15 protein-coding genes are annotated in these 17,762 nt (G+C 47.4%); 6 read left to right on the top strand and 9 right to left on the bottom strand.

Annotated features, from left to right (window positions below; genetic code table 11):
* Positions 1–193: 193 nt before the first annotated feature.
* Positions 194–1,096 carry a DMT family transporter gene (locus tag ACTL32_RS18155; protein ID WP_441342760.1) on the bottom strand — a complete coding sequence of 301 codons (903 nt, stop codon included), beginning with the start codon at positions 1,094–1,096 and terminating at the stop codon, positions 194–196.
* A 115-nt stretch (positions 1,097–1,211) separates the two neighbouring features.
* On the opposite strand from ACTL32_RS18155, the gene ACTL32_RS18160 reads away from it, so the two are divergent.
* The gene (locus tag ACTL32_RS18160; RefSeq protein ID WP_441342761.1) at positions 1,212–1,943 is read left to right on the top strand and encodes an MgtC/SapB family protein; all 732 of its coding nucleotides are present in this window, start codon (positions 1,212–1,214) and stop codon (positions 1,941–1,943) included.
* A gap of 12 nt (positions 1,944–1,955) precedes the next feature.
* Positions 1,956–2,951, top strand: a complete 996-nt coding sequence (locus ACTL32_RS18165; protein WP_441342762.1) for a cation diffusion facilitator family transporter — start codon at positions 1,956–1,958, stop codon at positions 2,949–2,951.
* Positions 2,952–2,990: 39 nt separating this feature from the next.
* Here the strand turns inward: ACTL32_RS18165 and ACTL32_RS18170 are convergent, their stop codons facing one another.
* The 4 genes from ACTL32_RS18170 to pruA all read right to left on the bottom strand — a co-directional run bounded on the left by ACTL32_RS18170 (position 2,991) and on the right by pruA (position 8,395).
* Positions 2,991–4,154, bottom strand: coding sequence for an iron-containing alcohol dehydrogenase (locus ACTL32_RS18170; protein ID WP_441342763.1), 1,164 nt, complete (start codon positions 4,152–4,154; stop codon positions 2,991–2,993).
* A 95-nt stretch (positions 4,155–4,249) separates the two neighbouring features.
* A complete protein-coding gene (locus ACTL32_RS18175) occupies positions 4,250–5,494 on the bottom strand; it encodes a Glu/Leu/Phe/Val family dehydrogenase (RefSeq protein ID WP_204893119.1) in 1,245 nt (414 codons plus the stop codon).
* Between the two features lie 84 nt (positions 5,495–5,578).
* The gene (locus ACTL32_RS18180; protein ID WP_441342764.1) at positions 5,579–6,772 is read right to left on the bottom strand and encodes an ornithine--oxo-acid transaminase; all 1,194 of its coding nucleotides are present in this window, start codon (positions 6,770–6,772) and stop codon (positions 5,579–5,581) included.
* Between the two features lie 78 nt (positions 6,773–6,850).
* The gene (gene pruA / locus ACTL32_RS18185; protein WP_441342765.1) at positions 6,851–8,395 is read right to left on the bottom strand and encodes an L-glutamate gamma-semialdehyde dehydrogenase; all 1,545 of its coding nucleotides are present in this window, start codon (positions 8,393–8,395) and stop codon (positions 6,851–6,853) included.
* A gap of 139 nt (positions 8,396–8,534) precedes the next feature.
* Between pruA and ACTL32_RS18190 the strand changes: the two genes are divergently transcribed.
* Positions 8,535–9,848: a sigma 54-interacting transcriptional regulator gene (locus ACTL32_RS18190; protein ID WP_441342766.1), complete on the top strand. Its 1,314-nt coding sequence runs from the start codon at positions 8,535–8,537 to the stop codon at positions 9,846–9,848.
* A 52-nt stretch (positions 9,849–9,900) separates the two neighbouring features.
* Here ACTL32_RS18190 and yugI read toward each other — a convergent pair whose 3' ends face one another.
* Entirely contained in the window at positions 9,901–10,272 is a 372-nt protein-coding gene (gene yugI / locus ACTL32_RS18195) for a S1 domain-containing post-transcriptional regulator GSP13 (protein WP_204893115.1), read from the bottom strand.
* 87 nt (positions 10,273–10,359) lie between these two features.
* Positions 10,360–12,945: a hypothetical protein gene (locus ACTL32_RS18200; protein ID WP_441342767.1), complete on the bottom strand. Its 2,586-nt coding sequence runs from the start codon at positions 12,943–12,945 to the stop codon at positions 10,360–10,362.
* 149 nt (positions 12,946–13,094) lie between these two features.
* Between ACTL32_RS18200 and ACTL32_RS18205 the strand changes: the two genes are divergently transcribed.
* A complete protein-coding gene (locus ACTL32_RS18205) occupies positions 13,095–14,429 on the top strand; it encodes a sodium-dependent transporter (protein ID WP_204893113.1) in 1,335 nt (444 codons plus the stop codon).
* 99 nt (positions 14,430–14,528) lie between these two features.
* A complete protein-coding gene (locus tag ACTL32_RS18210) occupies positions 14,529–14,744 on the top strand; it encodes a helix-turn-helix domain-containing protein (RefSeq protein WP_204893112.1) in 216 nt (71 codons plus the stop codon).
* A 496-nt stretch (positions 14,745–15,240) separates the two neighbouring features.
* On the opposite strand, the gene ACTL32_RS18215 is transcribed toward ACTL32_RS18210, so the two are convergent.
* Both ACTL32_RS18215 and ACTL32_RS18220 read right to left on the bottom strand, forming a co-directional pair.
* The gene (locus ACTL32_RS18215) at positions 15,241–15,501 is read right to left on the bottom strand and encodes a DUF1871 family protein (RefSeq protein ID WP_441342768.1); all 261 of its coding nucleotides are present in this window, start codon (positions 15,499–15,501) and stop codon (positions 15,241–15,243) included.
* A gap of 150 nt (positions 15,502–15,651) precedes the next feature.
* Positions 15,652–16,368, bottom strand: coding sequence for a peptidylprolyl isomerase (locus tag ACTL32_RS18220; protein WP_441342769.1), 717 nt, complete (start codon positions 16,366–16,368; stop codon positions 15,652–15,654).
* A 130-nt stretch (positions 16,369–16,498) separates the two neighbouring features.
* On the opposite strand from ACTL32_RS18220, the gene ACTL32_RS18225 reads away from it, so the two are divergent.
* Complete coding sequence (locus tag ACTL32_RS18225) at positions 16,499–17,728, top strand: MFS transporter (RefSeq protein WP_441342770.1); 1,230 nt, start codon at positions 16,499–16,501, stop codon at positions 17,726–17,728.
* Positions 17,729–17,762: the final 34 nt, after the last annotated feature.

Genomic DNA, 17,762 nt, shown 5'->3' on the forward strand with positions numbered 1-17,762 from the left:
CCGTTCTCGCGCCTCGGCGCTCGTGACGTCTTTCGTTGACGTTTTGCTGTTCAGTTTTCAAGGTTCATGTTGTTCGCTCATCGGCGACTTTATTAATATACCTCATCAACGCTACCGAGTCAATACTATTTCAAAATATTTTTTCCGGTCGTCTTAAGGACATGTATTAATATAAACCGTACAGCGAACAAAATCAACCCCTTTTCGAAAAAAAGCGTTTTTTTATTTTCTTGAAGTCAGCGACAAAGAAGATAATCCCTGCCAGCACAACACTTCCTCCGATGATTTGTGAAGCAGTGAGCATTTCTCCAAGGATATAATACGCCAGAATTGCCGCTCCCACTGGTTCAAAAAGAATCGCAATCGAAATCACGTTCGTGCTTACCCACTTTAGGGACCAATTGAAAAGTGTGTGGCCCAGGAGATTCGGGATGATCGCCAAAAGCAGGAACCACATCCATTCCGATGCCGGATAAGGCCCGAATGATTCGCCCTTAAATAAAATATAGAAGAATAACGTTATTGTGCTTACGCCATAAACGACAAAAGTATATGTCACAAGCGAAATCCGCTTTCTAACATCTTGGCCGAATAAGAGATATGCTGTGATCAATGCACAGGCGATCAATGCAAGTATATCCCCATACAATGCCATGCCGCTGATTTTAAAGTCCCCATATCCGATCAGGACGCTCCCTAACACAGCGATTGCTCCTGAAATCAGCGTTTTGGCTGATAGGCGTTCTTTAAAGAAGAAGTAAGTGCCGGCAAAAGCGAATAATGGTTGAAGGGTTACCAACACCGTAGAACTCGCTACCGAAGTATAGTTCAGAGATTCAAACCATAAGATGAAATGAAATGCCAAAAAGATTCCGGCGATTGATGTGAATACCCAGTCTCTTCTGCTTAGCACTTTTATTTCCTGGGTATATTTCATAAAGAAGACGGGGCTCATGATGAGTATCGAAAAAAGCATTCGATAAAATGCGGTTACCCCCGAATCAGCTGTTGTCATTTTTACAAAGATGGCTGACAGGGCCACAGAAAAAACGCCGATGATGATTGGAATGAAAGGATGAACTGCTGGTTTTTCCATGATGCTGCTCCTCTGCTTCTGGTATTATGTAAGAATACATATTGATTTGCACTCCTATTAGTTTGACAGGTTCAAAGTCCATTATCAATGTTCGATTAGAAAGGAGGAAAAAATCATGGATTTTTTGGACGCCCTCCACATTTCCTCTTTTGAGACTTTTCTGAAGTTATTTATCGCAGCACTTTTAAGTTTAGTCATAGGCTTGGAGAGGGAATTGAAAAGAAAACCGGTGGGTTTAAAGACCAGCGTTGTCATTGCGACGTTCAGCTGCTTGCTTACGATCATTTCGATCGAGACTGCCTATTTGGCGGAAGGCAGCCAGTATGAGGGCGTTAATATCACGATGGACCCGCTGCGTTTGGCCGCTCAAATCGTTTCAGGCATCGGTTTCCTAGGAGCCGGCGTAATTTTGAAGCGCGGCAACGATTCCATTTCAGGGCTTACGACCGCCGCGATGATCTGGGGCGCAGGCGGTATCGGTATTGCTGTGGCAGCCGGCTTTTACATTGAAGCCTTTATATCCGTTCTGATCATTTTATTTGGAATAGAAATACTTCCCCCTCTTCTATTCAAATACGGACCAAATCGCCTTCGCATGCTAGAAGCCAACATCACTGTCGTGGTGACTGAAACCGATTCAATCCCGGAGGTAATCGACGAAATTAAATCTAGCGATGTGATCATTGAAGCTCTTTCAATTTTCCATCGCGAAGGCAGCGACGGAAAAATCCGGCACAAAGTTGCCATACGGGCGTCTTTTGACGCCAGCAAAGAAACGATCAGCCTGTATCAGGAAATCTCCAGAAGTAAGTATGTGGAGGAAGTTGATATGGAATTGATCAACTAAGGAGGAAATTGGATGAAAGAATTTTTTGGATTGTTAAAAGGCGGCAACAAGCCTTCGCTCTATGCAGCGATCATCAACACTTTTATCGCAATAATGAAAGGAGTGGCGTTCTTTTTCACAGGCAACGTCGCCATGTTTGCGGAAACGATGCACTCGATCGGGGATGCGGCGAACCAATATTTTGTCTTCATCGGTTCGGCGCTGTCTAAAAAAGCGCCGACAAAAAGATTCCCGAACGGCTTTGGCCGCCTTCTAAACATTGTACTGCTAGGTGCGGTATTGATTGTCGGCATCATGGCATATGAAACGATTATCGAAGGCTGGCACCAAATGACGCACCCGATTGAAGCGGAAGGTTTCATTATTAGTGTTGTGGTCCTTTCCATTGCTATTCTTCTGGAATTTTTCGTTCTTTACAAAGCAGGGAAAGAAGTACTGCATGAAGCCGGCGTTAAAGGAGGCGCACTTGCCCCACTTACGACGAGCTTCGCCCACCTGAACCGCGCGAAACCCGCAACGAAATTGGTCTTCCTGGAAGACTTGGTCGCGACTTCCGGCGGCATACTGGCTCTGATTGCGGTACTGATCGCCCATTACACAGGCTTCCTGGCAATCGAAGGAGCCGCATCCATCGCAATCGGTTTGATGATGTTCTATGTAGTCACGAAAGTGTTCATGGACAATGCACGCGGCGCTATCGGCGAATCCGACCAACAAATGGTCAATCACATCGCCCACTTGTTGACGGACCACCCTTCCGTCAAAGACATTAAAAAACTCGATGTCATTAAAGAAGGCGAATATCTCCATGTGGAAACACTCGTAGAAGTCGATCCGACATTGACAGTAGCGGAAGCCGACCAACTACAAGAACGTTTAGCAGAAATTTTGCTGAGCCAGCCAAGTGTGGATGATGTTATTGTCTCACTTGATGCAGACGACGGCGAAACGCATTGGACGCACGTCAGCAAACGGCCTGAATCCCTAACTACTTTGCCAACTGAATAAAAAAAAGCTTGAGCGAGTCCGCTCAAGCTTTTTTCTTTTTTATAGGGAAGCTTGCAAAATCTCTTTTACATCTTCGTTCTGCAATTTATTGAAGTTGCCGAATGCTCCGTAGACCATTGCCTTCTCGGTCATGACTTCGATTTGTGAATCATCGATATCGTAATCTGCAAGTCTGGTCGGTGCGCCAAGCGAAGTCCAGAATGCACTCAAGCGGTCGATGCCTTCAAGCGCAACTTCTTCATCTGTCTTGCCTTCCGGATCGACATCAAAGACACGGACTGCCATTTGGGCAAAGCGCGACGGATTCACATGGACATTATGGCGCATCCACTGCGGGAACAGGATGGCCAGACCGCCGGCATGCGGGATATCGTAAACAGCTGAGACGGCATGCTCGATATTATGCGTAGCCCAGTCTCCCCGATAACCCATTTCCAAGAATTTATTCAATCCCATAGTACCTGCGAATAGAATTGTCTCCCGGTGCTCATAGCTCTGCAGGTCTTCCAGCAATTTCGGCGCTGTTTCAATGACTGCTTTTAGCACCCCTTCACACATGCGGTCTTGTACAGGCGTGTTCGTTGCATCATTAAAGTACTGCTCAAAGATATGGGACATCATGTCCACGATCCCGTATACGGTATGGTCTCTCGGAACAGATAACGTATAAGTCGGGTCCAGGATCGAGAATTTCGGGAATGAATACGGGCTTCCCCATCCATACTTTTCTTGTGTTTCTTCATTTGTTATGACCGATCCGGCATTCATTTCTGAACCGGTAGCAGCCAAGGTTAGAACCGTGCCGAATGGCAAAGCTCCCTCCGGCTGGGCTTTGCGGGATACGAGATCCCATGCATCGCCTTCATATGTAGCGCCGCAAGCAATGAGTTTAGTGCAATCGATAACTGAGCCGCCGCCGACTGCCAAAAGCATATCGATGCCTTCGTTCTTACAGATTTCAATGCCTTTTCTGGCTGTTGAAATCCGCGGATTCGGTTCAACGCCCGATAGTTCGAAAACTTCCAGCCCTGCTTCTTCCAGAACCGTCATTACTTCATCATAGAGGCCGTTTTTCTTGATGCTGCCTCCACCGTATACCATTAAGATTTTTTTGCCAAATTTAGGCAATTCTTTTTTGACTTCTTTTAGCTGTCCCTTGCCAAAAATCAATTTAACCGGGTTGTAAAATGAAAATGCATTCATCTAATCATCCTCCTATTCTTTTTCTATTATGTAGATTCCCCTATCAAAACGCAAAAAAACCGCTCGGGAAAGATCCCGAACGGTTTATTTTTTTCCTAAACCCAACCGCGGAAGCGAGCTGCTTCTGCTGTTCTGCGTGCACCGACCATATAGGCGGCCAAACGCATGTCGATATTGCGCGTTGTCGCGACATTGTAGACATTTTCGAAAGCGTCCACCAATTTCTTCGTCAACTTTTCGTCGACTTCTTCCTGCGTCCAGTAATAGCCTTGGTTATTCTGCACCCATTCGAAATAAGAAACGGTAACGCCGCCTGAGCTGGCAAGTACATCCGGAACCAATAGGATGCCGCGGTCTGTCAGGATTTTCGTTGCTTCTGCAGTTGTCGGCCCGTTAGCCGCTTCAACGACGATAGAAGCTTTGATATCATGGGCATTTTCTTCTGTAATCTGGTTAGCGATGGCAGCTGGCACTAAGATGTCGCAATCCAATTCAAACAATTCCTTGTTTGTAATGGTGTTGTCGAACAAAGTCGTCACTGTTCCGAAGCTATCCCGGCGGTCAAGCAAGTACTCGATATCCAAGCCGTCCGGATCGTGCAAAGCTCCGTAAGCATCGGAAATTCCGACTACTTTCGCTCCTGCGTCATGCAGGAATTTCGCCAAGAAACTGCCGGCATTGCCGAAACCTTGGATGACAACGCGTGCGCCTTTGACGTCCAAACCGCGTTTTTTGGCAGCTTCATTAATAACAATGGTTACACCTTGAGCAGTCGCTTTATCCCGGCCTTGTGAACCGCCGAGGACAATCGGTTTACCTGTGATAAAGCCAGGCGAATTGAATTCGTCAATTTTGCTGTATTCATCAAACATCCAAGCCATGATTTGAGAGTTGGTGAATACGTCCGGAGCCGGAATGTCTTTGTTCGGCCCAACGATCTGGCTGATGGCCCGCACATACCCGCGGCTCAATTTCTCAATTTCATGCATCGACATTTCCCGTGGATCACAAATGATGCCGCCTTTACCGCCGCCGTATGGAAGGTCCACGATTCCGCATTTCAGCGTCATCCACATGGACAAAGCCATGACTTCTTCACGGTTTACGTCCGGGTGGAAACGCACGCCGCCTTTGGTCGGTCCTACTGCATCATTGTGCTGGGCACGGAAGCCAGTAAACACTTTTGTCTTCCCATCATCCATTCGGACCGGTATACGCACTTCCATGATCCGCATAGGTTCTTTTAAAAGTTCATACATCGAGTCTTCATATCCGAGTTTGTCCAACGCAGTTTTGATAACATTCTGAGTTGACGTCAACAAGTTCAAGTTTTCAGCCATTGTTTTAATTCGCCTCTTTATATTTATAGTAAATTACTCCGCAATTAGTGTAACATAACTCCAACTTTATGTGTGAGAAAGTCCTTATTTAGCAAATACTTTTTGGATGCGTTCGATTGCCCAGTCCAGCTCTTCTTTTGAAATGACGAGCGGCGGTGCAAATCGGATGACCGTGTCATGGGTTTCTTTGCACAGCAAGCCCAATTCTTTCAGCTTTTCGCAATACGGGCGTGCAGCTTCAGTCAATTCCATGCCGATGAACAATCCGCGTCCGCGCACTTCTTTAATAGAAGGATGTTGGATTTCACGCAATTTCCCAATGAAGTATTCGCCAAGCTCCAATGAACGGTCAGCAAGCTTTTCGTCTTTCAGCACTTCCAAAGAAGCGATTGATACAGCACAGGCCAGTGGGTTTCCGCCGAATGTAGAACCGTGTGAACCCGGGTTGAAAACCCCAAGGATTTCGTGGTCGGCTACGACGCAAGAGATTGGGAATACTCCGCCTCCAAGCGCTTTGCCCAATATGTACATATCCGGCTCCACGTCTTCCCATTCACATGCAAACATCTTGCCGGTACGTGCAAGACCGCACTGGATTTCATCCGCAATGAATAGGACGTTGTTTTCGCGGCAAAGTTCTCTTGCTGCTTTCAAGAAGCCTTCTTCCGGCATAACGATTCCGGCTTCGCCCTGGATTGGCTCGATCAGGAATGCGGCAGTGTTCGGAGTGATAGCATTTTTCAACGCTTCCAAGTCGCTGTAAGGAATGATTTTGATGCCTGGCAGCATTGGTCCGAATCCTCTTCTGTAATCAGGATCAGAAGATAATGATACCGCTGTCATTGTTCTGCCGTGGAAGTTGCCTTCGCAAGCAATGACTTCTGCTTTTCCTTCTTCTACGCCTTTTACATCATATGCCCAGCGGCGTGCAGCTTTAAATGCAGTTTCAACTGCTTCAGCGCCAGTGTTCATCGGCAAAGCCATTTCTTTTCCGGAGATTTCGCAAATCATTTCATACCACGGTGCAAGCTTGTCATTGTGGAATGCACGTGAAGTCAATGTCACACGGTCTGCTTGGTCTTTAAGCGCTTGAATGATTTTCGGATGGCGGTGTCCCTGGTTTACTGCAGAGTATGCGGAAAGCATATCCATGAATTTATTGCCTTCTGGATCTTTAACCCATACGCCTTCTGCTTCTGTAATAACAATCGGCAGTGGATGGTAGTTCGGTGCACCGAATTTTTCTGTTTGCTCGATAATTTGCGCTGTTTTAGTCATTGAAATTCCTCCTTTTTTTAAAAAAAGGCAGACTAGAAAGTCTACCTTTTGATGAATAATTATACCACTTATTGTTTCTTAATACATTTCAGAAGTTGTTTTTGCTTGCATGTGAAGAACCAGGTAATCCGGCCCGCCTGCTTTTGAGTCAGTTCCGGACATGTTGAATCCGCCAAATGACTGATAGCCGACGATTGCGCCTGTGCATCCGCGGTTGAAATACAAGTTTCCAACGTGGAACTCTTCACGTGCATATTCAAGGTGCTCACGGTTGTTCGTGATGACTCCGCCAGTCAAACCGTATTCTGTGTTGTTAGCGATATCGATCGCTTCTTTGAAGTCTTTCGCTTTTGTGAAGCCGACAACCGGTCCGAAGATTTCTTCCTGCATTACGCGGTCAGTCGGTGAAAGATCCGCAATGACAGTCGGGTTCACGAAGAATCCTTTTGAATCGTCGCCAGTTCCGCCTGCAACTACGCGGCCTTCTTCTTTGCCGATTTCGATATAGCTCATGATTTTTTTGTAAGAATTTGAATCGATGACCGGCCCCATGTAGTTGGACTGTTCAGTCGGGTCGCCGATAGTCAATTCGTTCGTCAATTCGATGACGCGTTCAAGAACTTCGTCATACACGTCTTCTACGATAACCGCACGTGATCCTGCAGAACATTTCTGTCCGCTGAAACCGAATGCAGATTTAACGATGGATTGTGCAGCAAGCTCTAAATCGCCTTCTTTGTCAACGACCATTGTGTTTTTCCCGCCCATTTCAGCAATCAGGCGTTTCATCCAAATTTGCCCTTCGTTCACTTTTGCAGAACGGTCAGCGATGCGAAGGCCGACTTCTTTTGAACCAGTGAAAGAGATAAAGCGAGTTTTCGGGTGATCTACCAAGTAGTCGCCTACTTCAGAACCAGGTCCCGGGATAAAGTTGACAACGCCTGCCGGCATGCCCGCTTCTTCAAGAACTTCGATGAATTTATAAGCAACAACTGGAGTTGTTGAAGCTGGCTTCAATAGAACTGTATTTCCTGTAACCATTGCGGCAACAGTTGTTCCTGCCATGATTGCAAAAGCGAAGTTCCAAGGTGAGATGACAACGCCGACACCCAATGGAATGTAATCATAGCGGTTGTCTTCGCCTGGACGGCTTTCGACTGGCATGCCGTCTTTCATCTTAAGCATTTGGCGGCCGTAATATTCCAGGAAGTCGATCGCTTCAGCTGTATCAGCATCTGCTTCGTTCCATGGCTTGCCTGCTTCTTTAGTCAAAAGTGCAGAAAACTCGTGCTTGCGGCGGCGAACGATAGCTGCTGCTTTGAATAAAACATCAGCGCGCACTTCCGGCTTCACTTTTTTCCAAGTTTTAAATGCTTCAAGAGCGGATTGCATCGCTTTTTCAGCTAATTCTTTATTTGATTTCGAAACGCGGCCGATGATTTCTTCTTTATCAGCTGGGTTGAATGAAACGATTTTGTCTTCAGTTGTAATGCGCTCTCCGCCAATAACCAATGGATAGTCCTGGCCTAGGTAAGCTTCAACTGTCTTAAGGCCCGCTAGGAAAGCATTGCGGTTCTTTTCAATTGAAAAGTCTGTAAATGGTTCGTGTTTGTAGGGAATCATCTGAATCCTCCTCGAATTTTAAATGAGCGCAAAAAAAATTTGCACTTATAAAGTGATTACATATATAATAATGCAAAAGATTATTGCATTAATCAAGTACTTTCCATCAAAAACGCAAAAATAATTTTGGGGTGATTGTTTGAATACCATTGGAACGGACCTGCTCCCTTTTTATAAATTTGCTGCAGAGTATGCAGCCGTGGGCATCCATGCCATCGATATAAAAGGAAAAACGATATTATACAACCAGAAAATGAAAGAGATTGAAGGGTTCGATTATGAAGAGCTGGTCGACCGTTCTTTGTTGGAAATGTTCCGTTTTGAGCACCATGAAAGCACCTTGCTGCAGGTTCTGCAGTCAGGGAAAGCTGTCCTGAACGTCAAGCAGACCTACTGGAACCGCAAAGGCCAGGAGATTACCACTATCAATGATACGTATCCGGTCTTTTCAGATGGAAATTTAATCGGCGCAATCGAAATGTCGCAGGACGTCACGACGCTTGAAAAAGTCGTCTACCAGCCATTGAAAAAATACGAAGAGCCGATTACGTTCTCGAGCATTACGGCTATTTCCGCCAGCATGAAACGGGTCATCGGCACCGCCGAGAAAGCCGCGACGATGAAGCTGCCGGTGCTGCTCATCGGCGAGTCCGGCACCGGAAAAGAGCTGATTGCGGAATCGATCCACTGGGCTTCTTCTTCGAACGATTTGTTCTATACCTTGTACTGCCACGGGACAGACGGCGACTTGATCAACCGGATGCAGGAGGACTTGGCAGGCAAACAAGGGGCTACAGTCTTTTGCGAGCGCATTGACCTGCTGCCTTGGCCGCTCCAGGCACGGCTATTGGAAATGGTGAAGGAAGGCTCGATGAGCGATACATATTTTATCGCAAGCGTCGGGGAAGACCCCGTGGAATTGATTGCTTCCAAGAAGCTGATGAAAGAGCTATATTATTTCTTTTCAGCCATCACGATCCAAATCGAGCCTCTCCGGAACCGGAAAGAAGACATCATGCCGTTTGTCGCGGACTACTTGTCCCGCCACCGGATGCGTTTTGGTTCTGTAGTGGAGGGGCTGACGCCGGAAGTGGCGGAGTTGTTCCTGGCATATGACTGGCCAGGCAATTTGAAGGAATTGGAACTGTTATTGGACGATGTCACATCGCTTTTGACGACCGAAGCCTTGATTTCCACAGACCTCCTTCCCCAGCATTTCAAATCGAAGATGCTGGACAAGGATGCCCAGAACCCGGAAGACTTCCTGGTCCATTCCGGCAAGGACCTGATCCCGCTGGATGATTACTTACAGGAAGCAGAGGCCTATTACCTCAAAAAAGCGCTCGACCATCATAGCGGAAATATTACGAAAGCTGCAGCCGCTCTAGGCATGAGCCGCCAGAACCTTCAGTACCGGCTGCGAAAAATCAAAAAAAACGAAGCTCAGACATGACGTCTGTGCTTCGTTTTTTGTGTTGGCGGCTAGATAGCCGACTGCACTTTTCTTACTGTCCTGAACGTTTGATCCACTCTTGCATTTTGTCTTTCAACGAGTTGAATCCTTCAGAATCGTTTTCATTAACGTGAGACTGAAGAGATTGTTTTGGTTTTTCAGTGCGCTGAGCTGCTGGTGGCTGCTCTTGCAATGCACGAATTGACAAGCTGATTTTTTTAGATTTTTCGTCAACTTCCAAAACTTTTACGTTAACTTCCTGGCCTACCGCCAAGTATTCGCTAACTTCTTTTACGTAGCCGTGTGTGATTTCTGAAATGTGGACCAATCCTTGTGTCTGGTCGTCCAATGCGACAAATGCGCCGTATGGCTGAATTCCTGTTACTTTACCTGCTACTGTGTCGCCTGTTTGAAATTTTGTCATGTTTTACCCGCTCCTATACTTATCTAATTATCCTGTACACCTATTGGCATCTGTATATTATAGCACAGATCTATCGGCAGAGTAAAATCAATACATACTCAGGTCTTCCAAACGCCAGCCAGCAGGGGTTTTGGACATGCCGAGCTGGCTGCCGTATGTACCCACACCCTCGTCGGTTGTATTGCTGAACCAGAGCGAGCCAGCCGACATTTCCTGTTCCATTACATAGCTCGGATCGTTGAAAAAGTGGAGTGTGCCGACGGCGGATAATCCCGCAATTCCCCTGGCTTTCAGCTGCGCTTCTATAATCTCCGAGCTTTGTTCCTGTTCTCCGAGCGACAGAGCTTTCACCATTTCGAAATTCTTCTTCTCAGCAGCGAGCAAGTATAAGCCGCCGACTTCTCCCGGTGACGCAGCAGCAATCACCCTATTGTCCAGGCCGGCAGAATAGGCAGAGTACAACCTTTCCACTTCCGCCTTGAAAGCTTCGAGGGCTCCGGCTTCTTCATAACGTTCAAAAAGATGGCTCTTCACTTTCCAGATCCCCTTTCCCCCCATGACCAGTTCAGGATGATATGACACGATAGACTCCTCATCGATATAGCTGATATGCGGATAAACAAAAAGCAGCTTGCCGATGCGGTTGACGTTTTCTTCCGCCACTTCCATCCAGCGGATGTCTTCGGCAAAAGAAGGCTGCTGGCGCCACGAAAGTTTGTATTCTTCAAGCGGCAGTTTCCGATCATCCATTAAATGCCACATTGTCTCAATATCTTTTTTCTGATTGGCGAATTGGAATACTCGGAAGACATCAAGCGGCGATGCCCCCTTCAAGAGCTTTCCATCGTACCCCGCTGAAAAAGCGGCATATAAGTTTTCAATAGGCGGCGCAAAAAATTCTTCTGCTTGCACCTGCTGTTTCTCGACCTTCACATCACCGTTGGGAAGTTTTGCCGCCAGCTCTCCTTCTTTTTCAAGCTCCACTGCCTCCATGATGCTTTCATATTCCAGCTGTTCATAGCTTTCTGATTCGGTCCAGCCACTTTCCTCCATCTCTTCGATGATCGGCAGCATGACGTAGATCAACGGATTCAGCGTTTGTTGGCCCAGTTCTTTCCATGCCCGCTGGTAAGACTCTTTCACTTTTCCGTTTTCATCAAAGACTTGCTGGTTATCGTCGCCTTTCATCAGAAGCCAGAACGAATGCTGGAACATATAGGCGTATTCCTGGAATTTCTCGGATGAAACATCGTCGTGCACTACGTACTGCTCGAGCATCGACAGAGCATAAGGCATTTCCATCACCGGCACAAGCAGGCCTTCTTCATCAAAATAGGGCTCGTACCTAAGATGGTTAAAATCATACATCATTGTGTTCATCAGTTCATTCGAATACAAACTCTCCATATCATGCCTTAAAATGAACCGTTCTTTGGCAGGGTGCTTGGCAATGATCAACCCTCTTTCACGGATCGAACCTGCAAGCTTCTTCACTTCTGCCGGGATTCCTTCTCTCTGCGCCATCAATTTCTCAGGAGACAATTCTCCGTTGACGGTCATCCCTGCCAGCTCCTCTTCATGCTGCCTAAGAACCTGATTGCCTTCATACATCAATTCCTTCGTTTTTCGGCTGTAAGCCTCCATCATCGGCACAAATTCCTCGTGGAGCAAATACATTTCCGGCAGCATTGCGAGCATCGTCTGCGGCGTCTCAATTTTCAGCAGGAGCAGATTGACTTGGTGCTCCATCTCCTTTGGTTCGTCCTTCAGTTTTTCAATATTGTTCTTGCTGAACGTCCATTTCAACTGCTGGTCCGCTTCCTGAACAAAGCGAAGGTCTTCAAAGACATCCTGAGCTATGCCAAGTCTTTCTGGAGAAGAAGCCTTCGCTTCCTGGTATTCTTCCTTCCATGCTTCGATCATGCCGGCGGTTACCGTTTCGCCTTCTTCGGCTTCCGCTTGGGGTTGCCCAACATTGGCGTTTGGGTCATCCAGAAAAAAGGAGGCCCCGATGACTCCAGCCAAGAAAACGCTTGCGCCAATCAATAAAACCTTGTTCTTCTTATCGACCGCTGCGGGTTTCGAGAGTTTTACAGGATTTCCGATCGGCAGCACCGCTTCATCCGCTATCTGTTTTTCTTCATTCATTTCAAACGGGATCCGCGAATAGGATTTGGTTGCCAGTTCGAGGCGCTTCATTATCCCTTGCTCATCTTCTCCCAATCCTTCGGCGACAAAAGCAAGCGAATCCTTAAGCTGAAAGCCAATGGCCGCCGGTCTGTCAGCAATTCGCGCGGTTTGTTCCAGATCTTTGCTATGGAGGAAATGCAGCACGAAAGGGATCCGCTGTTCCATAGGCAATTCCTGGATCCGGTTGTGTACTTCGATGTCTTCCTGGAATTTCAGCAGCGTTCCATCATTTCCGCTGTGGAAACCGGGAATGGCCTCAGTTGCGATCTGAAAAAGGCGGACTTCCGCGTCGCATATTCCGGCTTTTGGCAGCCGGGCATAAAAGGTGTCGAAAACAGCGGACAGAAATGGAGCAAATTCCGTTTGGGAGATTCCGTTCTGGTACCCAAAAACCCCGATGGCCTGAAGCCGTTTTTCCGTCCACTCTTTAAATGCTTGCTGATCGTCCGATTGAAGTCTTCCTGTTTCTTTTTCTGAATCCATCAGAACCGCTCTCCTTTTCCAGAAATTTTCGAAGTATTTCCTTTTTCTGTTTATTATACACGATAATAGGCCTTGGTTTTATTTCTATCTATTTTTTTCTATGGCGCTCGTGTAGAATTAAAAAATCTATAGATATTAGGAGTGAGAAAATGCAAAAGCGTGATCAATGGACATCGAAAATAGGCTTTATCCTCGCAGCAGCGGGAAGCGCCATCGGTTTAGGGGCGATTTGGAAGTTCCCATACGAAACCGGTGCAAATGGCGGAAGTGTCTTCATCCTTCTCTTCATCATCAGTACACTGGCAATCGGCTTGCCGATTCTCCTGGCAGAATTCGTCATCGGGCGCCGAGGACAGGCTGATGCAGTGACCGGCCTGAAAAAACAGGCTCCCGGCCGACCTTGGTTCTTAATCGGCTGGTCCGGACTCTTCTTCTCTTTTATTATTCTTTCGTTCTATAGTGTAGTCGGCGGATGGATCCTTTCTTACCTCGGCCGGTCTTTGCTGCTTCAGCTCTCTAATTTAGGGGATGCAGACTTCGCCGCACTGTTTGGCGGCATTATCGGAAACCCGCTTGAAGCCATATTGGCCCAGGCATTGTTTATGCTCTTGACCATCTGGATCGTCCAAGGAGGCATCAAGGGTGGCATCGAACGCGCCAGCAAAATCATGATGCCAGGATTGCTGATTTTCCTTTTGATTTTGATGATCCGTTCATTGACGCTTGACGGCGCAATGGAAGGCGTCAAGTTCATGTTTGTGCCGGATTGGTCGTTCTTCAACTTCAAAACTGCATTGACTGCTCTCGGACAAGCATTTTTCTCGCTGAGTGTCGGCGTTGCCGGGATGATGACTTATGCTTCATATTTAACGAAGTCCGAGAACCTGAGCCGCTCTGCCCTTAGCGTGGCAGGCTTGAACATCCTGATTTCGATCATGGCCGGCCTGATCATATTCCCTGCTGTTTTCGCACTTGGCTATACGCCTGACCAAGGCCCGGGACTGGTCTTCATCATCTTGCCCGCCATTTTCGACCAATTGTTCATGGGCGAATTGCTGATGATCATTTTCTTCATCCTGATGCTGTTCGCTACACTGACTTCATCAATCTCCATGCTCGAAATCGGCGTTTCCATTGTTGTGAAAAACAAGTTTGACCGCCGTGTTCGCGTTGCTTGGCTTTATGGCTTGCTGATTTTCCTTGTCGGCATTCCAAGCGCATTGTCATTCGGCGTCATGCCGCAGAAATTCATGTTCGGCTATACGTTCTTCGATTTCGCCGATATCCTGACGAGCCGCATCGGCTTGCCGCTCGGCGCATTGTTCACTTCATTGTTTGCCGGGTATGTCCTTACTAAACAGCAAGCAGCGATTGAACTTCCCGGCCAGACGCTTTGGCTGAATGTCTGGCGGATTCTAGTCAGGTACCTGGCTCCTGCTGCCATCGTCATCGTATTTATCCAAGGAATCCTGGATATCTTTTAATCCATTTGTTTCGAAAACGCCATAAAATGGCCCTTCTCCGAAAGGTATTTTATGGTATGCTAAGGATAGAGAATGAAATATGCAAAGGAGTGTATGAATATGAAAAAAGATTTGCACGCCCAACTGAAATTCCTCCGGGAAGAACGCAATTTGTCTTTGGACGAATTGGCATTGAAAACACGCATCGGGGTTGCCCGCTTGAAAGCTTACGAATCAGGGGAAGAAGTTCCTTCTGTTCAAACAATCCTTAAATTGTCCAACGCATTGGAAGTTCCGGCATCCAACCTTTTAGACGGCGCTGAAGCTGTTCAATAAAAAAACGTCCAGCCAAATGGCTGGACGTTTTTTGAGCTTGTAGAGAAAAGAATAATTTTTCAATTATACGAATAAAGCTAATGGAAGCTGTGTTGGATCCTCCACTTCAGGCGGACGCTTTCCGCGGGCTCGCGCCGAACTAACTCGGACTGGCGTCCGAGTGGATTTCGGCACTTCGCTTTCCCGCAGGAGACGCCGCCTTCCGTTCCGGATCCTGAAGCCAGCGGCTTGTTCCCAGCAGGTTTAAGTTGGATCAGCGTACTTATCTTATCTTATCTATTAGATGCAGGTGACGCTCCCGACCGTGCTGGCCACGAGACTCCTGTGGGCCAGCTCGAGCTGAAGACCCTGGACTGAGCGAAGCGAGGGAAGCGGCTGAAGCCGAGCCCACGGAAAGGGAAGTGGCCAGCACGGTCGGGCTTATGCATTTCTATTCATTTAACTTAGACTTTGTCTACAGTCTGAAAAAACGTCCAGCCAAATGGCTGGACGTTTTTTAGATGATGCATTTCGCTTCGTACTTCAATGCAAGAAGCTTGTAGGAAACCTCGACGCATTTTTCAAGCGGAATCCATTTTTCGGACGAAGATCTGTAAATGCTCTGGATTTGTTTTGCCAAGTCGGAAGGATGGTCCAGCAGATGCAATTGCGCCATCACTTCTGTGATTTCTGCGGCATAAAGATCCTCCCCGACGGCAAATGGGTCCCATTCTTCCAGCACCCATACAGCTCTTCGATTCATTTCACTCGTGTCCATTTTCAATTCACCTTACATTTCCAATGTATTAAAAGCAATAATAACATAGAACCCGGAAAAGAAAAGGAAAGGCTCTGCGGCAGCAATACCGGAGAAGGCCTGTTCCACGAAAAGAGGGAAGTCCGTCGGATGCGGGCCTCCCTCTTTTTATTATTGCTCCAGGACTTCAATTGAATTGATCACTACGGCTTCTACCGGTTTATCCCCTGGTCCGGTTTCCACTGCAGCGATTGCATCCACTACTTCCATTCCTTCAATGACTTGCCCGAATACGGTGTGGGCGCCATCGAGCCAAGGTGTGCCGCCGTTTTCCGCATATGCTTCCCTCACTTGTTCCGGATAGTCAGCAGGAATGCTGTCGGCTGGTGCAGAATCAGCTTGTACAATGAAAAATTGGCTGCCGTTGGTCCCAGGGCCGGCGTTTGCCATGGATAAGGCGCCTCTGAAGTTGTAAAGCTGATCGGAAAATTCATCTTCAAAGGGCTCGCCGTAAATGCTTTCCCCGCCGCCGCCTGTTCCGGTTGGGTCTCCGCCCTGCAGCATGAACCCTTCAATTACACGATGGAAATTGAGGCCGTCATAATAGCCGTTTTCGGCATGGGTCAGGAAATTCTCCACCGCTTTGGGCGCCTGTTCCGGGAAAAGCTTGATTTGGATCTGGCCCATCGATGTTTCCATCGCTACCAGCGTTTCTTCTTCCGCAACTTCTTCTGAGAGCTGCGGGAAAGATCCAGGTTCCGCAGTTTCTGAAGCAGTTTCCGAAGTGGTGCCTGTTTTCTCCGTTTCCGTTTGGGCCGGATGTTCGTCTGAGCCGCACCCTGCCAGCACTGCAAAAAGCAGCGATGCTAAAATCATTTTTATTTTCATCTCATTCACCCCGTTATAGTTTATCATATAAATATTCCGAATTGGCCAGTAATTCACTCCGCTTTTTTCGTGTGACGAAATACTATATAATAGAGAAAGATTAACGGATCGCAGAAAGAAGGGAATCCGTATGGATAGACAAAAAAAGAATTTCCTCATCATCATTTTCTCCAACTTCCTGGTAGCGGGCAGCACGACCATGATCATGCCCTTTCTCTCCCTCTATATCGAGTCGCTCGGCAATTTTTCGGATGAATATGTTCAACGATGGGCCGGACTTGTATTCGGGGTCACTTTCGTTGCTGCCTTGTTCATGTCGCCCATCTGGGGAAGAATCGCTGATAAATACGGCTATAAACCCATATTGATTATCAATGGATTCGGCATTGCCATCAGCATTTTCCTGATGGGGACTGCGGAATCCGTTCCTGAGTTGTTCTTTATCCGCCTGTTCATGGGAATCGTAACCGGCTTTATCCCGACGTCCCTGGCATTCGTCAGTTCACAGACAACGAAAGAAACCGCAGGCAAGACGCTCGGTACGCTGCAAATGGGCAGTGTTTCCGGAACCTTGTTCGGTCCGGTGATCGGCGGGTTGATGGCAGATACGTTCGGTTTCACTTATACATTCATTATTACCTCTGTCGTTATTGGCATTGCAGCGTTGATCGTCCTGGTCGGTTTAAAAGAGATCAAACGCACCAAGTCGAAGAACGCGCACGTTTATGCAAGAAAAACCATCATTCAGGGCATCCTGCACCATCGGCTCCTTTTCAACGTGATGATTATCACCGCCCTCATCCAAATCGGCAATTTCAGCATCCAGCCTCTGCTGTCGCTGTATGTGGCACAGCTTACCGATAGCTCCCAAGTCGCTTTGCTTGCGGGAATCACATTCAGTGCAACCGGCATCGGGAATATCCTGTTTGCCCGCCGCTGGGGACGGCTGGGCGATCAGATCGGATATGAAAAGGTGTTGACGTTCCTGTTGATCCTGGCGTTTGTCTTCATCATCCCTCAGGCATTTGTCGGCGAGCTATGGCAATTGATGGTCCTTCGCCTCCTCTTCGGGATAGCTGTCGGAGGAATGATCCCGACGACCACAGCTTTGATGAGACGCGAAGCGCCGATCGATATCCAAGGGGAAGTGATGGGCTATAATACCAGCTTCCGTTTCCTGGGCAATATTATCGGACCCATGTTCGGCGGTGCCGTCAGCGGATTTATCGGCATTCCGGCGGTCTTTATCGTGACAGGCTCCCTGTTCCTGGTGTCGTTCCTGTTCCTGAAATACACCATGGCCAAACCCGAGCAGGATTTTGAAGATGTCCTGCTTGAAGAAGAACTGAAATCCAATTGACCAAACCCTGGTTCCTTCGTGGAAACCAGGGTTT

This window comes from Planococcus sp. FY231025 (genome assembly GCF_052078085.1).
In the GTDB taxonomy this organism is placed as follows: Bacteria; Bacillota; Bacilli; order Bacillales_A; family Planococcaceae; genus Planococcus.